The organism is Deinococcus soli (ex Cha et al. 2016) (assembly GCF_001007995.1).
GTDB classification, from domain to species: domain Bacteria; phylum Deinococcota; class Deinococci; order Deinococcales; family Deinococcaceae; genus Deinococcus; species Deinococcus soli.
Genome location: NZ_CP011389.1, coordinates 1,722,615 through 1,740,489, shown reverse-complemented (window position 1 = coordinate 1,740,489; position 17,875 = coordinate 1,722,615). Strand labels below are relative to the sequence as shown.

The window sequence follows — 17,875 nt, the reverse complement described above, 5'->3', positions numbered from 1 at the left end:
ACCTACTGCCCGGCCGGGTGAAGGGTGAGGGTCTGCGTGTTTCCCCAGTCGGCGGGTTTCGTGCTCATGGGGAGGTACTGCCCGCCGATCCAGCGGTTCATCTGGTCGGTGGCGTGCGGCGCCAGGGGACTGCCCGCCTGCCCCAGGCTACCGATGTACAGGCTGCGGTCGGGGTCGCTCAGGTCCACGATCTGGCGGTAGCTGGCGCCGTGCGTCTGCGCGTAGGTGCCGTGTTCGGGCCGGGCGACGTTCACGGTGTTCGTGCCGCCGGGGGTGGGCGCGTGGTGGTTGAACAGCCACGCCAGGGCGCTGACCTTCCCGAACGCGCGGTGGTTGCTGGCGACCTGATGCAGTGTGCCGTACGTCCAGCCGGTCATGTCGTCCCCCAGGCGGGCCTGGAGGTCGGTTATGGCGGCGTCCAGCGTGCGGGTCAGCAGGGCCGCGCAGTCCCCCTGACCGCCCTGCGCGCACAGTTCCCCACCGCCGCGCAGCTGGTTCAGGACGGACAGGCTGTTCATGACGGTCGCGTCGTTCAGTTCGTCGCTGGCCATCTCCTGGAGCTGCATCAGCCACGCCTCGAACAGCAGGGCGCCCACGCTGCCGGTGGTCATGTTGCCGTCCCAGCCCTGCAGGGTGCCCAGCGCCTGCCGGGCGCGGTCACTGCCGGGTTTCGTGGCCAGCAGGATGGGCCGGAAGTCCGCCCACACGAGGCTGCGGGTGTCCAGCTGCGTGCGCTGCACGTCCGCGACACTCAGTTTCGGGGTGGCGGTCAGCAGGTCCGTGATGCGCCGCGCGCGGTACGGTTCAGCCCAGTTACGCGTGTTGCCGAGCAGGTAGGGGTAGCCGTCGGGAACGACTTTGTTGTTCGCGGTGACGACCAGTCCGTCGGCCGGGTTGAAGGTGTGCGGCAGCTCACCGAACGGAATGAAGCCCCTCCACTCGCGGCTGCCGTCGCCCGGTACCGGGAGGCTGCCGTCCCAGCCCTCGCGGATGGGCACGCGGCCCGGCGCGTAGTACCCGGTGTTGCCGTCCACGTCGGCGTACACGAAGTTCTGGCTGGGCCCCACGTAGCGTGACAGCGCCCGCGTGAAGTCCGGCCAGTTCTGCGCGTAGTTCAGGCCCAGGAAGGCGTCCATGGTGGTGTCGCCCGGTTGCAGCGCCGTCCACTTCAGCGCCACGCGCGGCCCGGCGTCCGCGAAGTTCAGGCCGCCCCCGCCGTTGTCGCTGATGACCGGGCCGTGCTCACTCTCGCGGACGGTGATCGTCACGTCCGCCTGGCCCTTGACCCGGATGACCTCCTGGCGGCTGGTGAGCCGCGCCCCCTCGGGTTCCACGTACAGGTCCTGCACGTCGGGGTTCATGTTCGTCACGCCCCACGCGACCCGCGCGTTGCGCCCGATCACGATGGCCGGGAGGCCCGGGATGCTCGCCCCGATGGCCTTCAGTTCGCTGCCCTGCACGTCCGCGAGGTACCACAGCATCGGCGCGGTCAGCGCGAGGTGCGGGTCGTCCGCCAGGATGGGTTTCCCGGTCGCCGTGCGCGACCCGGCGATCACCCAGTCGTTGCTGCCCTTCCCCGGGACGTGCTGCATGCCCAGCGCCTCGGCGGCCCGCAGGTGCGCCCGCAGCGCCGCGACTGTCTCCACCGGCAGGCTGGGCGTGTCCGGCAGGCGGGGCGCGTCAGAGGTTGCGCCCGTCTGCGGCGCGGCGCTCTGCGCGCCCACCTCGTCCGCGCTGAGGATCGTCGGTCCATTCGCCGGGTACGGCGCCGTGACCTGATCCAGCCCGCCCGCCCCCAGACGACGCGCGACGCGCGCATTCATCACCTCGTCGTCGTAGTTGCCGCCCAGGTCGAAGGCCATCAGTTTGCTCCAGGACACCGTGTCCACGTCCTGCCAGGCTTCCGGGGTGTACCCCAGGATCCGGAATTCCAGCGCCTTCTTGCCCCGGCCCTGCGCGGCGTTCACGCCTGCCGTGTACGCCGCGATCAGGCGGCGCGAGCGCGCGTCCAGGGCAGGCAGGGCACTCTGCGCGGCCCGCTGGAAGCCCCAGGTGCGCAGGAACCGGTCCTGCGGCAGCGCGGCCTCACCCAGCACCTCGGCGAGTCGGCCCTGCGCCACGCGCCGCTGGAAGTCCATCTGCCACGCGCGGTCCTGCCAGTGCACGAACCCCAGCGCGAACACCGCGTCCTCGTCCGTCTGCGCGCGGATGTGCGGCACACCCCACGCGTCGCGCGTGACCTGCACGCGCCCGCCCAGGCCGGTCAGGTCCACGTTGCCCGCGCGCTGCGGCTCGCTGGTCGCGCGCAGCCACGCGTACGCCCCGCCGCCCGCCGCGCCCAGCAGCAGCAGCGTCCCCAGCACGCCGGTCGCCACGCGGCGACCCCACGACCCCTTCCGCCGCAGCGGCCCCACCGTTTTCGTGTTCATGTGACCTGCGCAGCATAGCCCCGCGCCCAGCCCTGCCAAAACGCGCGGCGGGGGTAGCATGCCCCCGCCGCGCGGTCAGTTCACTTCTAGGTAAGTGCCGAGATCAGAATTCCTCGTCCAGCAGGCTGCTGTTCGCCTTCACGCGGCGCGGGTGCAGGCCCAGCCGCTCGGTGAGCATCAGCAGGCCCTCGGTGCCCTCGTGCGACAGGCCCGAGAGGAACGACGTCGCCACCGTCGTCGAGAAGCACGGCTGCGGCGTGGGCTGCATGCAGTCCAGCACGCAGAACTCGAAGGCACTCTCCTCGGGGCGGGACAGCTGCCGGGTCACGGCGGCGCCGTACCCGTTCGAGAACTGGAACACCATGAGTTCCGCGCCGGGCAGCGTGTGCCGCTGCGGCAGCGCACTGACCCGCTCGAACGGCGGGGTGGGCACGAACAGGGCGGGATTCGTGATCAGGGTCGGGGATTCATGTCGAGTCACGCGCAGGCTCCGTTCCCCGGGCGGTGGCCCGCACCGGCAGGCGCCAGCGCAGGAGTCACGCGCAGGGATGCCGCAGCGTAGGCCGCCGCGCCTTACCGCCCCCTTACCACCCGGAACCTGAAGGGCCACCCGTCTGCCCGCCCGGGTCCAGGGCAGGCAGACGGCCGGGTCAGCCGAGCACCTGCGCGGGCTGCACCCACCAGCCGGGGTGCTGCCCCGCGAGGACCTGCGCGGCGTCGTGTGCGTGCGCGTCGTCGCGGGCCAGCGCGAAGCAGGTGCTTCCGGATCCGCTCATCAGTGGCGAGTGCAGCCCGGCGCCCGTCAGGGCGGCCAGCGCCTCGCGGATCGGGGCGTGCCGCGCCGCGACCGGTCCCTGCAGGGCGTTGACGTACGGCACCGGGCGGCCGTTGGAGAGTGCGGCCAGGATGCCCTCGATGTCCAGGGCGGGCGTGAAGGTCTCCTCGGCGTCCAGCCACGCGTAGGCGTCGCGGGCGCTGACCTCCACGCCCGGGTTCAGCAGCACCAGGGCGGCGCGCGGCACCGGGGTGGGAGACAGGACCTCGCCCACGCCCGACGCGACCGCCGCGCGGCCCAGCAGGAAGAACGGCACGTCCGCGCCCAGCCGCAGCGCCAGGCCCGGCAGGTCCACGCTCGCCGGGTACAGCCGCGCCAGCGCCATCAGCGTGGTCGCCGCGTCGCTGCTGCCGCCCCCCAGACCCGACGCGAGCGGCAGACGCTTGTGCAGCGTGATCGCCGCGCCGCCCGCCACACCCGCCGCGTCCAGGTACGCCCGCGCCGCGCGGAGCACCAGATTCCCGTCGTCCTCGGGCAGGTCGGCGCCCTCGACGCGCAGGGTCAGGGTGTCGGCCGGGGCGATCTCCAGGTCGTCGCCGACGCTCAGGGGCACCATCAGCGAGTGCAGTTCGTGGTACCCGTCCGAACGCAGGTCCCGGACGCTGAGGCCCAGGTTCACCTTGGCGGGCGCGAAGTACGTGACGGCAGCAGGGTCGCTCATGCCCCCCCAGCATCCCACACCTGCGCATCCCACACTGGGGCCAGCGCCTGCGCCAGGGCCAGGTCGCCGGGCGTGGTCACCTTGAACAGCCGCGCGTCCCCCGGCACCAGCCGCACCGCGCCGCCGGTCCGGGCGATCAGGCCCGCGTCGTCCGTGGCGGCGAACCCGTCGGCCAGCGCCGCCCCGTGTGCGGCGAGCAGCAGGTCACGCCGGAAGCCCTGCGGGGTCTGCACCGCCCACAGCCCCTCGCGCGGGGTGAGGGTGCCCCAGAGGGTGCCACAGTCGCCGCCCGGCCCGGCCCGCACCAGGGTGTCCGCCACCGGCAGCGCCGCCGTCGCCGCGCCCACCTCACGCGCCGCGGCGATCACCGCGCCGACCACCGCGCCCGGCAGGAAGGGTCGCGCCGCGTCGTGGACCAGTACCACCTCGGCGTCCGTGGCGCGCAGCAGCGCCAGCACGCTTGCCTGCCGGGTGTCGCCACCCGTCACGGCGCGGGCCGGAACGTCCCCCGGCAGGTCCAGGCCCGCCGGGAGGGCCACGAGCACCTCGGCCACGTGTGGGGCCAGCGCCGCCGCGCTGCGGCCCAGCAGGCTGCGGCCCGCGACCTCCACGAACGCCTTCGGGCCCAGGCCCAGCCGCGTGCCGGACCCCGCCGCCGGGATCAGCGCCGCGACCCTCATGCGCCATCCTCGCGCCAGCGGCGGAAGCCCGGCACGTCCAGCCCGAACTGGTCCAGCACCCGCGCCGTCACGAAATGCAGCAGCTCGTCCACGCTGCCCGGCGCGTGATAGAAGCCCGCGCTGGCGGTCATCACGGTCGCGCCCGCGTCATGAGCGGCGAGCATGTTCAGCAGCATGGGGCGCGGCAGTGGGTCCTCGCGCAGCACCAGCACCAGCCGCCGCCGCTCCTTCAACGTCACGTGCGCCGCGCGCGCGACCAGATTGTCCGCGAACCCCTGCGCGATCTTCGCCAGCGTCCCCGCGCTGCACGGCACCACCAGCATCCCGTCCGTCCGGAACGAGCCGCTTGCCACGCCCGCCGCCAGATCCCGGTCGTCATGCACGACAGACGCCAGCGCCGTCAGGTCCGGGAGCTGCGGCCCCGACTCCTCGGCGGTCATGACGCGCTTGGCGCCGCTGCTGACCACCAGATGCGACTCCACGCCCAGGTCGCGCAGCGCCCGCAGGATCGACTCCGCGTACGGCATGCCGCTGCCGCCCGACACCCCCACCACCAGCCTCATGCCCGGCAGGCTAACAGGCCCGCCCCGCTGCAACGGTACGCGCCGCTCAGTTCCCCTCAGCGCGCCGCTCGCGTCCCGCGCTACGCGCGTGCCGGATCTCGGCCAGCACGAACGCCAGCGTGTTCAGCGCGTACGTGCCGCCCAGCGCGCCCAGCAGCGCCGCCTGCGCGCCCACCAGCGGCAGGTTCGCGAACACCACCAGACCTGACAGCGGCAGCAGCGCCGCCACCACCGCGCCCCACGCGCCCAGCAGCACCCCGCCCCACGGGGAATCCAGCAGCGCCGCGCCCGGCAGCAGCAATCCCAGCACCCGGAAGCCCGCCGGGCGCGACCGTGCCGCCGGGAGCGGCGTGCGCGGCAGCAGCAGCGACAGCAGCAGCAGCGCCCCCAGGCCCGACACGCCCAGCAGCGCCAGCCCCAGCCGCGCCGACCCGCCCGCCGACGGGTCCAGCAGTGCCAGCGGCGCGCGCAGCCCCGCGCGCAGCGTGACGCTCAGGTCCCCGGTCACGGCGCGCGTCAGGCGCCGCTGGTCCGGGTAGCACAGGCGCGGCTGACCGGGCCGCAGCCGCTGCTGGAACGCCGCTTCGGGCGACGCGGGCTTCAGGCCCAGGTTGAAGGCCGCCGCCATCAGGTCCGGCTGCGCCGCCAGCGCCGAGCGGAACAGGTCCCGGGCCTGCGGTTCGTCTCCGCGCGTGCGGGCGATCACGCCCAGGTTGTTGCGCACGCACGCGTCCCCCAGCGCGCCGTACAGGTCGCGGGCGCGGGTGTCCTCGCCGTCCAGCTGCGCGCCCAGTGCCGTCAGGAGCGCCGCGTCCGGGCCGGGCCGCAGCGTCAGGGTTTCGAGCTGCGCGTTCCACCACCCGCCGCCGTACGTGCCGCTCGACAGGACCGGCGAGCGCAGCGCCGCGCCCGACAGGTTCGCCCATTGCACGCCGCCCAGCGTGCCCAGCAGCGCCAGCGCCAGCAGCGTCACCGTCAGGCGCTCGCTGGGGGACGCGTAGGCCACGAACACCCGCCGCGCCCGCGCCAGCGGCCGGCGCAGCCACGAGCGGTAGCGGCCTCCCAGGTCGCGGGTGTCGTCCGCCTGCGCCGGAAAGGCCCGCACCGCCAGGGTCAGCAGCGCCGCGAGCAGACTCAGGCCCAGCGCCAGACTCGCCAGCCGCGCCGCGTCCCGCACGGCGCCCAGGCCCTCCAGGCCCAGGTTGTACAGCGTGCCGGGCTGCAGGGACCGCGCGAACTGCCGCCACTCGGCGGCCTCGCCCTCGCGGCCCTGCGCGTCCAGCGTCCGCGCGTAGCGTTCGTACAGCGCGCCGCCGCCCTCGAACCGCGGGTGCAGCTGGCGCAGGTACGTCATCCACACCCCGGCGCGGTCCACGCGGCCCTGCGCGAGCAGCGCCCCCACGTACCCGCTGGGGTTCCCGAACGCGCCCAGCGCCGCGCGGCTCACGGCGATCTCCGGGTCCACGCCGCGCGCCGAGGCGTCCGCCTGCGCCTGCGTCAGTGCCAGATCCGCCGCCGACGGGAAGCCCGCGCCGTCCAGTCGCGCGGCCAGCTGCACCCACGCCGGGAAGGGCAGCGTGCCCCCCAGCGTGCGGCGCACCAGGCTGAGCGCCTCGTAGGGGTCGGCCTGCGCCTGCGCCAGCCGCAGCGTCAGGAACGGATTGAGGGGATCCAGCCGCGCCGCGTCTGCCAGGGTGGCGGGCGGCACCTGATCGGCCACGCTGGCCAGCCAGCCGGTCACGACCGGGTCGGGCGGCAGCGCCACCCGCTCCTGAACGCTCAGCCCGCCGCCCTGCGCGTTCAGGTTCACGTTCAGCGTGAAGCGCTCCGTGACGCCGCCCAGCAGCGTGCTGGCCGTCACGACGTCCCCCCCGGCGTCCAGGCTGCTGACGATACCCGGCAGGTCCGCGCGGCCCGTCACGACGCCCCCCGCACCCAGCGCGTACACGGCAGGCCCGGCGCCCAGCAGCACCAGGTTCCCGACCTCCAGCGGGCCACTCAGGGGGCCCAGCGCGTCCGGGAGGGTCCGCTGCCACGTGCCGCCCGCGCCCTCGTGCCGTAGGACCCGGCCCTCCAGGGTGGTGGTCGCCCCGGCGGTGCCCAGCAGCGCCGTCAGGGTCAGGCCCGCCAGCAGCGCCCGCACGCGCTTCACGCGCCGCCCCGCAGCAGGTGCGCGGCCCGCACGGCCATCACGGCCCCGCCTGCCAGCAGCGGCCAGAAGCCCCCGGTCAGCGCGCCCACCAGCAGCCCCACCGGCACGGCGACCGCCGTCGTGAACGGCACGGCGTTCAGCTTCAGCCGGGCCTGCAGCGTGGCCTTATACGTGGGAATGACCACGGCGGCGGTCAGCAGCAGCGCCAGCAGCACGCCCGGCGTGAACACCAGCAGCGCCCCCAGCAGCGGCGCGATCCCCCCGCCCCCCCGGAACCCGAAGAAGACCGGGTAGCAGTGCCCGGCCACGACCGCGCCCGTCACCAGTGCCGCCAGCGCCTCACCGCCCTGCGGGACGAGCGCGCGGGCCAGCAGCGCCGCCACGATCCCCTTCAGGATGTCCCCCGCCGACACCAGAATCCCCGCGCCGCGCCCGAACTGCCGCCACGTGCCGCTCCCGCCCGGCAGGTCCCGGTCACGGATGTCCGCCCCGCGCGCGCGGGAGTACAGCACGCCGCTGACCAGCGACCCCAGCAGGAACGCCAGGACCGTCACGAGCAGCGTCGGGGCGGGCGGCAGGTCAGTCAGGTCGGGCATACGCCGCGCATTCTAGAGTGCACCTCCGCGCCCGCTACACTGCCCGCATGACCGGCCCCCGCTCCCCCGGACTGACCCGCCCCGAGCTGCGCCGCTACTCGCGCGCGCTGCTGGTCCCCGAGTGGCTGGACGCCGGCGCGCAGGAACGCGTGAAGGCCGCGCACGTTCTCGTGGTCGGCGCGGGCGGTCTGGGCAGTCCCGTGATCGCCAGTCTCGCCGGGGCGGGCGTGGGCACCCTGACCGTCGCGGACGACGACCGCGTGGACCTGAGCAACCTGCACCGCCAGACGCTGTACGCCACACCCGACGTGGGCCGCCCCAAGGCAGAACTGGCCGCCGCGCGCGCCCAGAGCATCAACCCGCACGTGCAGGTGCGCGCCGCGCCGCGCGTCACGCCGGACACCCTCCCGGGACTGCTGGGCGGCGTGACGCTCGTCGTGGACGCCACCGACAACTTCGAGACGCGCTACCTGATCGCCGACACCTGCGCCGCGCAGGGCCGCGAGTGGATCTGGGGCGCGGCCAGCGGCACGGCGGGCATGGTCAGCGTGTTCGGCCCCCACGCGGGCCTGCGCGACGTGTTCCCCGATCCCGGCGACGACCTGAGCTGCGACGAGGCGGGCGTGCTGGGGCCCGTCCCGGCCCTGACCGGGCAGCTCATGGCGCTGGAGGCCCTGAAGGTCCTGGGCGGGGTGGGTCAGCCGCTGCGCGGCCGCCTGTGGACCTTCGACGCCCTGACCGGCCGCGCCCGGACCCTCACCCTGCGCGCGCGCGCCCAGGCCGACACGCCGTAAAGGCCATCCAGATCGGCGTTCTTCCGGTTGCACCGACCACGCCACGCCGCCCAGCACGTCCGCGGGCAACCTGGGCAGGGCTGCACCCCCACTGGGCGCACCTCCAGCCCCTCTTGACGCCCGCCGCAGCTGTGTTACTGTGCGCCTGAGCCCACAATTCAATTGCGTTCGCCCTGTGCCGCTCGCAGTCCACTCCCGGAGGTTGCACGTATGGCCAAGAGCACCAAACCCGCCGCGAAGAAACCCGCCCCCAAGAAAGGCGCGGCGAAACCCGCCCCGAAAGCCGAGGCCGGGAAGATCGCCAAGACGCAGATCATCGACATGGTCGCCGACAAGACCACCCTGAACAAGAAGCAGGCCGGGGACGCCGTCGCGACCGTCATCGACTGCATCGTCGACGCCCTGCGCGGCGGCAGCAGCGTCGGCCTGCCCGGCCTGGGCACCCTGAGCGTCACCCACACCGCCGAGCGCACCGGCGTCAAACCCGGCACCAGCGAACGCATCACCATCCCCGCCGGGAAGAAGGTGCGCTTCAAGGTCGCCACGACCCTCAAAGGCACCCTCTAACCCAGCGCGTCACGCGGCCCCTCTGCCCACCGGGCGGGGGGCCGCGCGGCGTTTGGTCAAGGCTTCCCGGTGGCGGGTGTCACGCGCCGCCCAGGGTCGCCCGGTAGGGTGGGGGCATGACGACCCGCCCTGCTGCCCCTTCCACGTCCCGTCCGCGCTCGGCGGCGCGCGTGCTGCTGGGGGCCTTCATGACTCTGGCGGGCGTGGGGCACCTGACGTTCCAGCGGCAGGAGTTCCAGGCGCAGGTGCCCACGTGGCTGCCGGTGAACAGGGACGCCGTGGTGCTGGGATCGGGCGTGCTGGAGGTGGCGTTCGGGCTGGCGATGCTCTCGGGTCGGCGGCGGCGGACGGTGGGGCTGGCGCTGGCGGCGTTCTTCGTGCTCATCTTCCCGGGGAACGTCTCGCAGTACGTGTCGCGCCAGAGTGCGTTCGGGCTGGACACGGATCAGAAGCGGCTGACGCGGCTGTTCTTCCAGCCGGTGCTGGTGGCCTGGGCGCTGTGGAGCACGGGCGCGCTGCAACGGCAGGGGGCGCCGGGCCGTCCGGGGGCGGGTGGGGGCCGCCGCGAGGATTAAGGTGCATTCACGCTGGTCAATATTCAATGTTCTGTGAGGTCCGTGCCCGTACGCTGAGGCATGTTGACCCGCCTGACTGCCGCGATTGCGTCCGCCACCCAGCCTGGTGGGGCGGGCCTGGCCGAGGCCGTGCTGAGCATCACCGACACGCTGGTGGTCGTGCTGGACCCGCAGGGGCGCGTGGTGCGGTTCAATCCGGCGGCCGAGCGGCTGAGCGGGTTCAGTTTCGAGGAGGTGCGCGGGCAGGTCCTGTGGCCGTTCGTGCTGCCCGAGCATGAGGTCGCGGGCGTCGTGCAGGCCTTCGAGTCCCTGGCGGCCGGGGATTACCCGAACCGGTACGAGAACCACTGGCAGACCCGCAGGGGCGAGTGGCGGTACATCCTGTGGTCGAACACGGCGCTGCTGGACGCGCGGGGGCGGGTGGCGCTGGTGGTGGCGACTGGCGTGGATGTCACGCGGGAACGGGAGGAACGCCGCGCGCGGCAGGAGACCGAGGACCGCTTCCGGGCGCTGTTCGAGCAGTCCGCGGACGGCGTGGTGCTGATCGACCCGCACGATCCGGAGGTGCCGTGGCGGATCGTGGACTGCAACGAGGCGTTTTGCCGCATGAACGGCTACGCCCGGGACGAGCTGGTCGGGCAGTCCGTGGACCTGCTGCACCCGTACCCGATGATGGCCGAGGAGGGCGGCGAGCTGTTCGCCTGGATCCGCGAGGAGGGGCAGGTGCACGGTGAGGGCTCGCACCTGCACCGCGACGGGACGGTCTTCCCGATCGAGAGTGCCAGCAGCGTGGTGACCGTGGGCGGGCGCGAACTGATCCTGGGGCAGGACCGCGACATCCGGGACCGCAAGCGGACCGAGGAGCAATTGCGGCTGCTGGCGGCGCAGCTGGCGCACGACTCGCAGCATGACGCGCTGACGGGCCTGCCGAACCGCACGCTGCTGCTCGACCGCCTGCAGGTGGAACTGCGCCGCGCGGCGCGTGACGGGCGGGCGCTGGCGGTGATCCACCTGAACCTCGACGGGTTCCGCCGGGTGAACGACACGCTAGGGCACGCGGTGGGCGACGCGGTGCTGCGCGAGGTGGCGCGGCGCCTGCAGGAGGACGTGCGCCCGTCGGACACCGTGGCGCGCCTGGGTGGGGACGAGTTCGTGGTCCTGATTCCCGACGTGGGTGGGCGGCCCGAGGCGGGCGGCGTGGCGCGGCGGCTTCAGGCGGCGCTGGCGCAGCCGATCGACGTGGACGGCCAGCCGGTGAACGTGCGCGGCAGCATGGGCGTGGCGGTCAGCCCGCCGGACAGCAGCCTCCCGGCGAACCTGTTGCGGCAGGCGGACCTGGCGATGACGCAGGCCAAGCGCGAGGGGAAAAACGGTGTGCAGTTCTTCCAGAAGTCCCTGGACGCGGCGGTGCACGGGCAGCTGCACCTGGAAGCGCGGCTGCGCGCGGCGCTGGACGCGGGCGGGCTGCACCTGCACTACCAGCCGCAGGTGGACACCACGACGGGCGCGCTGCTGGGCTTCGAGGCGTTGGTCCGCTGGACGGACACGCAGCTGGGGCTGGTGTCCCCGGCGCGGTTCATTCCGCTGGCGGAGGAGGCCGGGCTGATCGGGCCGCTGGGCGCGTGGGTGCTGGACGAGGCGTGCCGTCAGGCGGCCGAGTGGCGCCTGCGCGTGCCGATCGCGGTGAACGTGTCTGCGCTGGAGGTCGCGCAGGAGGACTTCACGCAGCGGGTGCACGCGACGCTTCGCCGGCATGGGCTGGACGGCGGGCAGCTGAAACTGGAGATCACCGAGCGGCTGAGCGTGCAGGACCTCCAGCGGGCCGCGCGGCAGCTGGCGCAGTTGCATGGCCTGGGCGTGCAGCTGTCGCTGGATGATTTCGGGACGGGGCAGTCGTCGGTCAGTACACTGCTGCAACTGCCGCTGAACGAGCTGAAACTGGACCGTTCGCTGATCACGGGTGTCGCCGAGTCCCCCATCGAGCAGCGGGTGGTGAGTGCGCTGATCAGCCTGGGCCGCAGCCTGAACCTGACGGTGATCGTCGAGGGCGTGGAAACCCCGGAGCAGCTGCGGGTCCTGCGGGACCTGGGCTGCGGGGCGGTGCAGGGCTACCTGACGGGCCGCCCGGGCCCGGCGAGCATGTGGACGCCGCACCTGGGCGGGCCGCTGCCGCTTAACCTGCCCGAGCGGAGTGCCGGGGCGGGGGACGGCGAGCCCCTGCTGAACTGAACCGCTCCTGAAGGCGGGGGTCAGGGGTCGGGCCAGCCGGGCGTGCGCCACGCCTCGAGCTGCCCGCCGGGCCGCAGGCGGTGGGCGTACAGGGCCACGCCGCTGGTCTGCACCTCGTCCAGGGACAGGCGGTCGAGGTCGCATGCGAGGTTCAGCTGCGCGCAGATCACGCCGCGCCGCGCGACGAGCAGCGTCCCGGCGGGCCAGCGGCTCACGGCGGCGCGGCATGCGGCCGGGTCGTGGCGGGCGGCGCCGCGCAGTTGCAGCAGGTGCGCGGCGCGGCGCACGCTGACGCCGATCAGGGCCGCGTCGGTCTGCCAGGGGTGCGCGTGGGCACTCCGCCCGGCGGCGCGGAAGGTCAGGTGCGCGCTCAGCAGGCGGGCCGCGTCGCGCAGCGTGGCGTGCAGGACATCGTCGGGCGTGCGGGCGTGCAGGTGCGCCAGCCGGGCGTCCAGCCGGGCCAGTGCGGCGGTGGGCAGGATCTGCGCGTACTGCGGCGGATGAAACGCGACCGTCAGGGTGGGCGGGACCTGGAGAGGTGGCGCCTGGGGATCGCGCGGGTCGCGGTGCGGGTCGTCCGTCATGGGGGCTCCCGGTGGGCTGGATTGGGGTGACCCTCAGCGTTGCACGCGGGGCGCGCGGGTGCACGCCAACATGACCGGCCGGGGCGGGATGAAGGGAAGGGGACGCGCGGGCCAGGCGGGGGCCTTGCTACGCTTTCGGGTATGACTGCTTCCTCTGACGCGGACGTCCGCGCGAAACTCACGGCGCTGGTCCCGGCCCTGCGGCACTTCCACTCGGCGCTGCTGGACGTCGCCAAGGGCGAGTACGAGTTCATGAACGGCCCCGTGAAGGGCCCCTTCGAGCTGTACTCGCTGGTGATGAACCACCCGCAGTTCCAGTGGCTGCGGCCCCTGTCGGGCCTGATGGCCACCCTGGACGAGGTGCTGGACGCCAAGGACACCACCCTGACCGAACGGAACCTGACGGACGTGCGTCAGGCGCTGGGCCTGCTGTTCGCTGAGACCGACACGCGTTTCGCGGAGTTCCGCGGCGGGTACACCCGCGCCAAGGGGGACGCCCGCGTGCGCGAGACCGAGGCGAAGTGGCGTGAGCTGCTGGGGGGCATCCAGGCGTAAGCCGGATTATGAGCGTGAAGATCATCGTGGGCCTGGGCAATCCGGGCGCGCAGTACGCGCAGACGCGGCACAACGTGGGCTGGCTGGTGCTGGACGAACTGGCCCGCCGCGCCGGGGCGTCCTGGCGCAAGGAAGGGAAGGACGCCGAGGTCGCCGAGGTGCGCCTGGGCCCCGGGGTGGGCGTGAAGGTGCTGCTGGTGCGCCCGCTGACGTTCATGAACGCGTCCGGGAAGGCGGTGGCGCCGCTGGTGTCGTTCTACAAGCTGGGCGGTGAGTCGCTGCTGGTCTTGCAGGACGACCTGGACAGTCCGTTCGGGCTGCTGCGCGTGCGGATGGGCGGGCGGCACGGCGGGCAGAACGGCGTGCGGGACATCATCCGGCTGCTGGGGCACGAGGCCTTCGCGCGCCTCAAGATCGGGATCTCGCGCCCGCCAGCGGGCTGGGCGGTGCCGGACTGGGTCCTGAGCCGCTGGCGCGAGGAGGAGAAGGCTGATCTGGCGGAACTCGTGCAGCTGGGCGCGAACGCCGCCGAGGTCTGGGCCGCGTCCGGGCTGGCGGAGGCGCAGGGGCAGTTCAACGGAACGGACCTGCGCCCGAAACCGCCCGCCCCGCCGGAACCTCCGAAAGCCGCCCCGGACGGGGACGCTGTCCCGGCTGGGCGAACCCCGCAGGACACGGCGGGGACGGCGGCGCATACTGGCGGGCGTGTCGAAAAAACAGAAGAAGGCTGACGCGGCCCCGGCTGCGACCGTCCCCGCCGCGACCATGACGGACCTGCGGCTGGATCTCCTGATGCGCCTGTCGGACCTGCCGGGCGTGCCCGGGCAGGAGGACGCCGTGCGAGATCTCGTGCTGGCCGAACTGGACGGCCTGGTGGACGAGGTCCGCGTGGACGCCATGGGGAACGTCATCGCCCGCCGCGCGCCCCGCAAGCCCAGGAAGGGCGAGGTGGCCGAGCGCGTGATGATCAGCGCGCACATGGACGAGATCGGCTTCCTCGTGCGCTTCATCGACGAGCGGGGCTTCCTGCGGGTGCAGGCGCTGGGCGGCTTCGATACCCGCAACCTCTTCGCGCGGGACGTCACGGTGCACGCGCGCGGCGGGGCGCTGCCGGGCATCATGACGCCCGGTGGGAAGCCCGTGCACATCGCCAGCCCCGAGGAACGCAAGAAGATCCCCGAGGTCAAGGAGTTCTTCATCGACCTGGGCCTGAGTGCCGACGAGGTCCGCGCGCAGGTGCGCGTCGGGGACATGGTCACGCTGGACCAGACGGCCCGGCAGGTCGGGCGGCTGGTGTGCGGCAAGGCCATGGACGACCGCGCCAGCGTGTTCCTGCTCCTGGAGACCCTGCGCGCCCTGCGCGGTCAGGAGCTGCGGCACGAGCTGATCGCCGTGTTCAGCACCCAGGAGGAGGTCGGCCTGCGCGGCGCGATCACCGCCGCGTACGGCGTGCAGCCCACGGTCGGCATCGGCCTGGACGTGACCCTGGCCGTGGACACCCCCGGCGTCGCGCCGGACGAGGCCGTCACGCAGGTGGGGCAGGGCATCGGCATCAAGGTGTTCGACTCCAGCATGATCTCGCACCGGGGGCTGGTGGATGGCTTCTGGGACCTCGCGCAGGAGCGCGGCATTCCCGCGCAGCTGGAGGTCCTGGCGCTCGGCGGCACGGACGGCGCGGCCATCCAGCGCAGCCGCGAGGGCGTACCCACCCTGACCCTCAGCCTGCCCACCCGCTACATCCACACGGTCGTGGAGGCCGTGCACGTGGACGACCTGCGCGCCGGGGTGGACCTGCTCGTCGCCTACCTGCGCTGAGCCGGGCATCCTGGCCCCCTGCTGCGTCAGGGTTCACCCAACGCCGCCCCCTGGCAACCGGGGGGCGGCGCGGGTCGTAATGGGGGCGTATGGAACTCCTGTCCGGTCTGCTGTCGTCGCTGGGTCTGTCGGGTGCGGCGGGCCTGAACGCCTTCATCCCGCTGCTGGTCGTGGGGCTGCTGTCCCGCGCGGATGTCATTCAGCTGAACGCGCCGTTCGATCTGCTGGCGAATCCGTGGGTGCTGCTGGGGGTGGCGGTGGTCGGCCTGCTGGATTTCGTGGGGGACAAGATTCCGGGGGTGGATCACGTGCTGCACGTGGCGGGCGGGGTGGTGAACGCGGCGGCGGGCGCGGTGCTGTTCGCGGCGCAGTCGGGCGTGGCGGACGTGCCCCCGGCGCTGAGCATGGCGCTGGGCCTGATCGTGGCGGGGGGCGTGCAGGCGACCCGCACGGCGGTGAGGCCGGTCGCGACGGCGACGACGGCCGGTTTGGGCAACCCGGTGGTGAGCACCGTGGAGGACGGCACGAGTCTGCTGCTCAGTGCGCTGGCGGTGTTCGCGCCGCTGGTGGCCGCGCTGCTGCTGGTGGTGATCGTGGTGGGCGTGTACCGCTTCTGGTCGGCGCGGCGCGTGCGGCGCCTGACGTAGGCCGGGACAGGGAACAGGGGAGGGGAGAGGCGAGCGGGTGGCCTCTCCCCGCTGCGTTGTGACAGCGGTGTTCAGAGGCGTTGAGGGGTGTGCTCAATGCCTCTGATACGGACTCCGGCTGAAAGGTTTGCAAAATCTTTCAACCCGAGCAGAGCGAGAAGCCGTCAACATCAGCGGTTGGAAGTGGAGCCCAGGGGCGTGCCGTTGGCCCTTCAATGGAACTGGAAACCGCTGTGGGGGGCGTGCAGGTCGTGCGCGGTTTCCGGTTCACCGTGCACGGTGGCAGGGTCACTTGGCGCACCGGGATGAAGTTTCGCTGCATCTTGTTCAGAGAAGACTAGCCAAATGCTCAAATAAATTTTGACATTCCGCACACATCTTCCTAAGCTGGGGGCATGCAGGGATGCGGTCACTGCAAATTGCGCGGAAAAAAGGAGACGCCATGAAACTGGTCACGGCTGTCATCAGGCCCGAACGGGTCCAGCAGGTCAAGGAAGCCCTCTTCCAGGCGGGCATCAGCGGCATCACCCTCGGGCGCGTCAGCGGCCACGGCGGCGAGCAGGAAGTCGTCGAGCACTACCGCGGCACCCGCGTCATGGTCGAGTTCCGCGACAAGGTCGAGGTCCGCATGGCCGTCAGCGAACCCTTCGTGCAGGCCGCCATCGACGCCATCTGCCTCGGCGCGCGCACCGGCGAGGTCGGCGACGGCAAGATCTTCGTCCAGCCGCTCGAGCAGGTCGTGCGCATCCGCACCGGCGAGCGCGACAACGCCGCCCTGACCCCCGTCACCGAGACCCGCCTCACCCCCGCCTGAGGCGGAATCCACAGGAGTGCACCCATGACCCACCTCCGCAAGACCCTTCCGCTGGCCCTGATGCTGGGCGGCGCGGCCCTCGCGCAGACCGAGGCGCCCACACTCGACACCGGCGACACCGCCTGGATGATCGTCGCCTCCGCCCTGGTCCTGCTGATGACCCCCGGCCTCGCGTTCTTCTACGGCGGCCTGAGCCGCACCCAGAGCGTCCTGAACACCATGATGATGAGCGTCGTCTGCATCGGCCTGGTCGGCGTGCTGTGGCTGCTCGGCGGGTACTCGATCGCGTTCGCGCCCGGCGGAAACGCCTTCTTCAGCGGCCTGAGCAACTTCGGTTTCAACGGCCTGGCGGGGCAGCTGACCGGCACCATCCCCAGCTACATCTTCGCGGCCTTCCAGGCGATGTTCGCGATCATCGCTGTCGCCCTGATCAGCGGCGCCGTCATCGAGCGCATGCGCTTCGGGGCGTTCGTGCTGTTCGGCGGACTCTGGAGCCTGCTGATCTACGCGCCACTGGCCCACTGGGTCTGGAACGCCGACGGCTGGCTGTTCAAGCTGGGCGCGCTGGACTTCGCGGGCGGCACCGTCATCCACATCGCCGCCGGGGTCAGCGGGCTGGTCGCCGCGTCCGTGCTGGGTGCCCGCATCGGCTTCCCGAAGACCGCGCACGTGCCCCACAACGTCCCCTTCGTGCTGCTGGGCGCGGGCCTGCTGTGGTTCGGCTGGATGGGCTTCAACGCGGGCAGCGCCCTGGCCGCCAACCAGACCGCCGCGCTGGCATTCATGACCACCCTGATCGCCCCCGCCGCCGCGATGCTCACCTGGCTGGGCCTGGAAAGTGTGCGCACCGGGAAACCCACCGCCGTGGGCGCCGCCACCGGTCTGGTCGTCGGTCTGGTCGCCATCACCCCCGCCTGCGCTTTCGTCTCCCCGCTGGCCTCGGTGCTGGTCGGCGTGCTGGGCGCCGCCGCGAGCTTCGCCGCCGTGCAGCTCAAGACCCGCATGAAGGCCGACGACGCGCTGGACGTCTTCGCCTGCCACGGCGTCGCCGGGATCGTCGGTGCGCTGCTGACCGGCGCGCTGGCCTGGACGACCGGAGCGGGCAAACCCATCGGCGAGCAGATGGTCATCCAGATCATCGGTGTGGCCGCCGCGATCGCCTGGACCGGGCTGGGTTCGTTCATCCTGCTGAAACTCGTCGGGCTGGTCATGCCGCTGCGCGTGCCGGTCAGCCAGGAGATCGCCGGGATCGACGTCAGCGCCCACAGCGAGCAGGGCTACTCCGACAGCGAGACCGGCCTGGGCGCCCCCGTCTTCGTCGGCGGCGACTGAACCACCCCTCCTTCCTGACCTTCACGGGGCCTGACCTGGCCCGACCC

18 protein-coding genes are annotated in these 17,875 nt (G+C 72.8%); 10 read left to right on the top strand and 8 right to left on the bottom strand.

What is annotated here, in order from left to right; all coding sequences use genetic code 11:
- Nucleotides 1-2: 2 nt before the first annotated feature.
- The 7 genes from SY84_RS08585 to SY84_RS08555 form a co-directional block, all read right to left on the bottom strand.
- Nucleotides 3-2,429 (bottom strand): penicillin acylase family protein, encoded by a 2,427-nt coding sequence (locus SY84_RS08585; protein WP_081424548.1) that lies wholly within the window; start codon nucleotides 2,427-2,429, stop codon nucleotides 3-5.
- Between the two features lie 103 nt (nucleotides 2,430-2,532).
- On the bottom strand, nucleotides 2,533-2,910 hold the full coding sequence (locus SY84_RS08580) for a hypothetical protein (RefSeq protein ID WP_046843673.1): 378 nt from the start codon (nucleotides 2,908-2,910) through the stop codon (nucleotides 2,533-2,535).
- A 169-nt stretch (nucleotides 2,911-3,079) separates the two neighbouring features.
- The gene (locus SY84_RS08575; RefSeq protein WP_046843672.1) at nucleotides 3,080-3,925 is read right to left on the bottom strand and encodes a 4-(cytidine 5'-diphospho)-2-C-methyl-D-erythritol kinase; all 846 of its coding nucleotides are present in this window, start codon (nucleotides 3,923-3,925) and stop codon (nucleotides 3,080-3,082) included.
- Nucleotides 3,922-4,605, bottom strand: coding sequence for a 2-C-methyl-D-erythritol 4-phosphate cytidylyltransferase (gene ispD / locus SY84_RS08570; RefSeq protein ID WP_046843671.1), 684 nt, complete (start codon nucleotides 4,603-4,605; stop codon nucleotides 3,922-3,924). The genes SY84_RS08575 and ispD overlap by 4 nt, the downstream gene beginning before the upstream one ends.
- On the bottom strand, nucleotides 4,602-5,168 hold the full coding sequence (locus tag SY84_RS08565) for a UbiX family flavin prenyltransferase (RefSeq protein ID WP_046843670.1): 567 nt from the start codon (nucleotides 5,166-5,168) through the stop codon (nucleotides 4,602-4,604). Before SY84_RS08565 ends, ispD begins: the two co-directional genes overlap by 4 nt.
- Nucleotides 5,169-5,214: 46 nt before the next feature.
- Nucleotides 5,215-7,320, bottom strand: a complete 2,106-nt coding sequence (locus SY84_RS08560) for a hypothetical protein (RefSeq protein WP_081424547.1) — start codon at nucleotides 7,318-7,320, stop codon at nucleotides 5,215-5,217.
- Nucleotides 7,317-7,916, bottom strand: coding sequence for a glycerol-3-phosphate acyltransferase (locus tag SY84_RS08555; protein WP_046843669.1), 600 nt, complete (start codon nucleotides 7,914-7,916; stop codon nucleotides 7,317-7,319). The genes SY84_RS08560 and SY84_RS08555 overlap by 4 nt, the downstream gene beginning before the upstream one ends.
- Before the next feature lie 47 nt (nucleotides 7,917-7,963).
- Here SY84_RS08555 and SY84_RS08550 point away from each other — a divergent pair, with 47 nt between their 5' ends.
- The 4 genes from SY84_RS08550 (at nucleotide 7,964) to SY84_RS08535 (ending at nucleotide 12,081) form a co-directional block, all read left to right on the top strand.
- Entirely contained in the window at nucleotides 7,964-8,710 is a 747-nt protein-coding gene (locus tag SY84_RS08550) for a HesA/MoeB/ThiF family protein (protein ID WP_046843668.1), read from the top strand.
- 210 nt (nucleotides 8,711-8,920) lie between these two features.
- A complete protein-coding gene (locus SY84_RS08545; RefSeq protein WP_046843667.1) occupies nucleotides 8,921-9,277 on the top strand; it encodes an HU family DNA-binding protein in 357 nt (118 codons plus the stop codon).
- Nucleotides 9,278-9,393: 116 nt separating this feature from the next.
- Nucleotides 9,394-9,852: a DoxX family membrane protein gene (locus tag SY84_RS08540; protein ID WP_046843666.1), complete on the top strand. Its 459-nt coding sequence runs from the start codon at nucleotides 9,394-9,396 to the stop codon at nucleotides 9,850-9,852.
- A 60-nt stretch (nucleotides 9,853-9,912) separates the two neighbouring features.
- On the top strand, nucleotides 9,913-12,081 hold the full coding sequence (locus SY84_RS08535; protein ID WP_052751089.1) for a putative bifunctional diguanylate cyclase/phosphodiesterase: 2,169 nt from the start codon (nucleotides 9,913-9,915) through the stop codon (nucleotides 12,079-12,081).
- A 20-nt stretch (nucleotides 12,082-12,101) separates the two neighbouring features.
- Here SY84_RS08535 and SY84_RS08530 read toward each other — a convergent pair whose 3' ends face one another.
- Entirely contained in the window at nucleotides 12,102-12,665 is a 564-nt protein-coding gene (locus SY84_RS08530) for a hypothetical protein (RefSeq protein ID WP_046843665.1), read from the bottom strand.
- A gap of 141 nt (nucleotides 12,666-12,806) precedes the next feature.
- Here SY84_RS08530 and SY84_RS08525 point away from each other — a divergent pair, with 141 nt between their 5' ends.
- The 6 genes from SY84_RS08525 to SY84_RS08500 all read left to right on the top strand — a co-directional run bounded on the left by SY84_RS08525 (nucleotide 12,807) and on the right by SY84_RS08500 (nucleotide 17,828).
- A complete protein-coding gene (locus SY84_RS08525) occupies nucleotides 12,807-13,220 on the top strand; it encodes a hypothetical protein (protein WP_046843664.1) in 414 nt (137 codons plus the stop codon).
- A 14-nt stretch (nucleotides 13,221-13,234) separates the two neighbouring features.
- Complete coding sequence (gene pth / locus SY84_RS08520) at nucleotides 13,235-13,951, top strand: aminoacyl-tRNA hydrolase (RefSeq protein ID WP_081424685.1); 717 nt, start codon at nucleotides 13,235-13,237, stop codon at nucleotides 13,949-13,951.
- Nucleotides 13,926-15,035: a M42 family metallopeptidase gene (locus SY84_RS08515; RefSeq protein WP_245621296.1), complete on the top strand. Its 1,110-nt coding sequence runs from the start codon at nucleotides 13,926-13,928 to the stop codon at nucleotides 15,033-15,035. The genes pth and SY84_RS08515 overlap by 26 nt, the downstream gene beginning before the upstream one ends.
- 89 nt (nucleotides 15,036-15,124) lie before the next feature.
- On the top strand, nucleotides 15,125-15,682 hold the full coding sequence (locus tag SY84_RS08510) for a DUF4126 domain-containing protein (RefSeq protein WP_046843663.1): 558 nt from the start codon (nucleotides 15,125-15,127) through the stop codon (nucleotides 15,680-15,682).
- 442 nt (nucleotides 15,683-16,124) lie between these two features.
- Nucleotides 16,125-16,496 carry a P-II family nitrogen regulator gene (locus SY84_RS08505; protein WP_046843662.1) on the top strand — a complete coding sequence of 124 codons (372 nt, stop codon included), beginning with the start codon at nucleotides 16,125-16,127 and terminating at the stop codon, nucleotides 16,494-16,496.
- Between the two features lie 24 nt (nucleotides 16,497-16,520).
- Nucleotides 16,521-17,828 (top strand): ammonium transporter, encoded by a 1,308-nt coding sequence (locus tag SY84_RS08500; protein WP_046843661.1) that lies wholly within the window; start codon nucleotides 16,521-16,523, stop codon nucleotides 17,826-17,828.
- The last annotated feature ends 47 nt before the right edge of the window (nucleotides 17,829-17,875 follow it).

What these genes read in the sequence shown, in the direction of transcription:
- SY84_RS08585 (WP_081424548.1), bottom strand. Translation starts at nt 2,429, where the DNA reads ATGAACACGAAAACGGTGGGGCCGCTGCGGCGGAAGGGGTCGTGGGGT.
- SY84_RS08575 (WP_046843672.1), bottom strand. Translation starts at nt 3,925, where the DNA reads ATGAGCGACCCTGCTGCCGTCACGTACTTCGCGCCCGCCAAGGTGAAC.
- ispD (WP_046843671.1), bottom strand. Translation starts at nt 4,605, where the DNA reads ATGAGGGTCGCGGCGCTGATCCCGGCGGCGGGGTCCGGCACGCGGCTG.
- SY84_RS08565 (WP_046843670.1), bottom strand. Translation starts at nt 5,168, where the DNA reads ATGAGGCTGGTGGTGGGGGTGTCGGGCGGCAGCGGCATGCCGTACGCG.
- SY84_RS08555 (WP_046843669.1), bottom strand. Translation starts at nt 7,916, where the DNA reads ATGCCCGACCTGACTGACCTGCCGCCCGCCCCGACGCTGCTCGTGACG.
- SY84_RS08550 (WP_046843668.1), top strand. Translation starts at nt 7,964, where the DNA reads ATGACCGGCCCCCGCTCCCCCGGACTGACCCGCCCCGAGCTGCGCCGC.
- SY84_RS08545 (WP_046843667.1), top strand. Translation starts at nt 8,921, where the DNA reads ATGGCCAAGAGCACCAAACCCGCCGCGAAGAAACCCGCCCCCAAGAAA.
- SY84_RS08540 (WP_046843666.1), top strand. Translation starts at nt 9,394, where the DNA reads ATGACGACCCGCCCTGCTGCCCCTTCCACGTCCCGTCCGCGCTCGGCG.
- SY84_RS08535 (WP_052751089.1), top strand. Translation starts at nt 9,913, where the DNA reads ATGTTGACCCGCCTGACTGCCGCGATTGCGTCCGCCACCCAGCCTGGT.
- SY84_RS08530 (WP_046843665.1), bottom strand. Translation starts at nt 12,665, where the DNA reads ATGACGGACGACCCGCACCGCGACCCGCGCGATCCCCAGGCGCCACCT.
- SY84_RS08525 (WP_046843664.1), top strand. Translation starts at nt 12,807, where the DNA reads ATGACTGCTTCCTCTGACGCGGACGTCCGCGCGAAACTCACGGCGCTG.
- SY84_RS08510 (WP_046843663.1), top strand. Translation starts at nt 15,125, where the DNA reads ATGGAACTCCTGTCCGGTCTGCTGTCGTCGCTGGGTCTGTCGGGTGCG.
- SY84_RS08505 (WP_046843662.1), top strand. Translation starts at nt 16,125, where the DNA reads ATGAAACTGGTCACGGCTGTCATCAGGCCCGAACGGGTCCAGCAGGTC.
- SY84_RS08500 (WP_046843661.1), top strand. Translation starts at nt 16,521, where the DNA reads ATGACCCACCTCCGCAAGACCCTTCCGCTGGCCCTGATGCTGGGCGGC.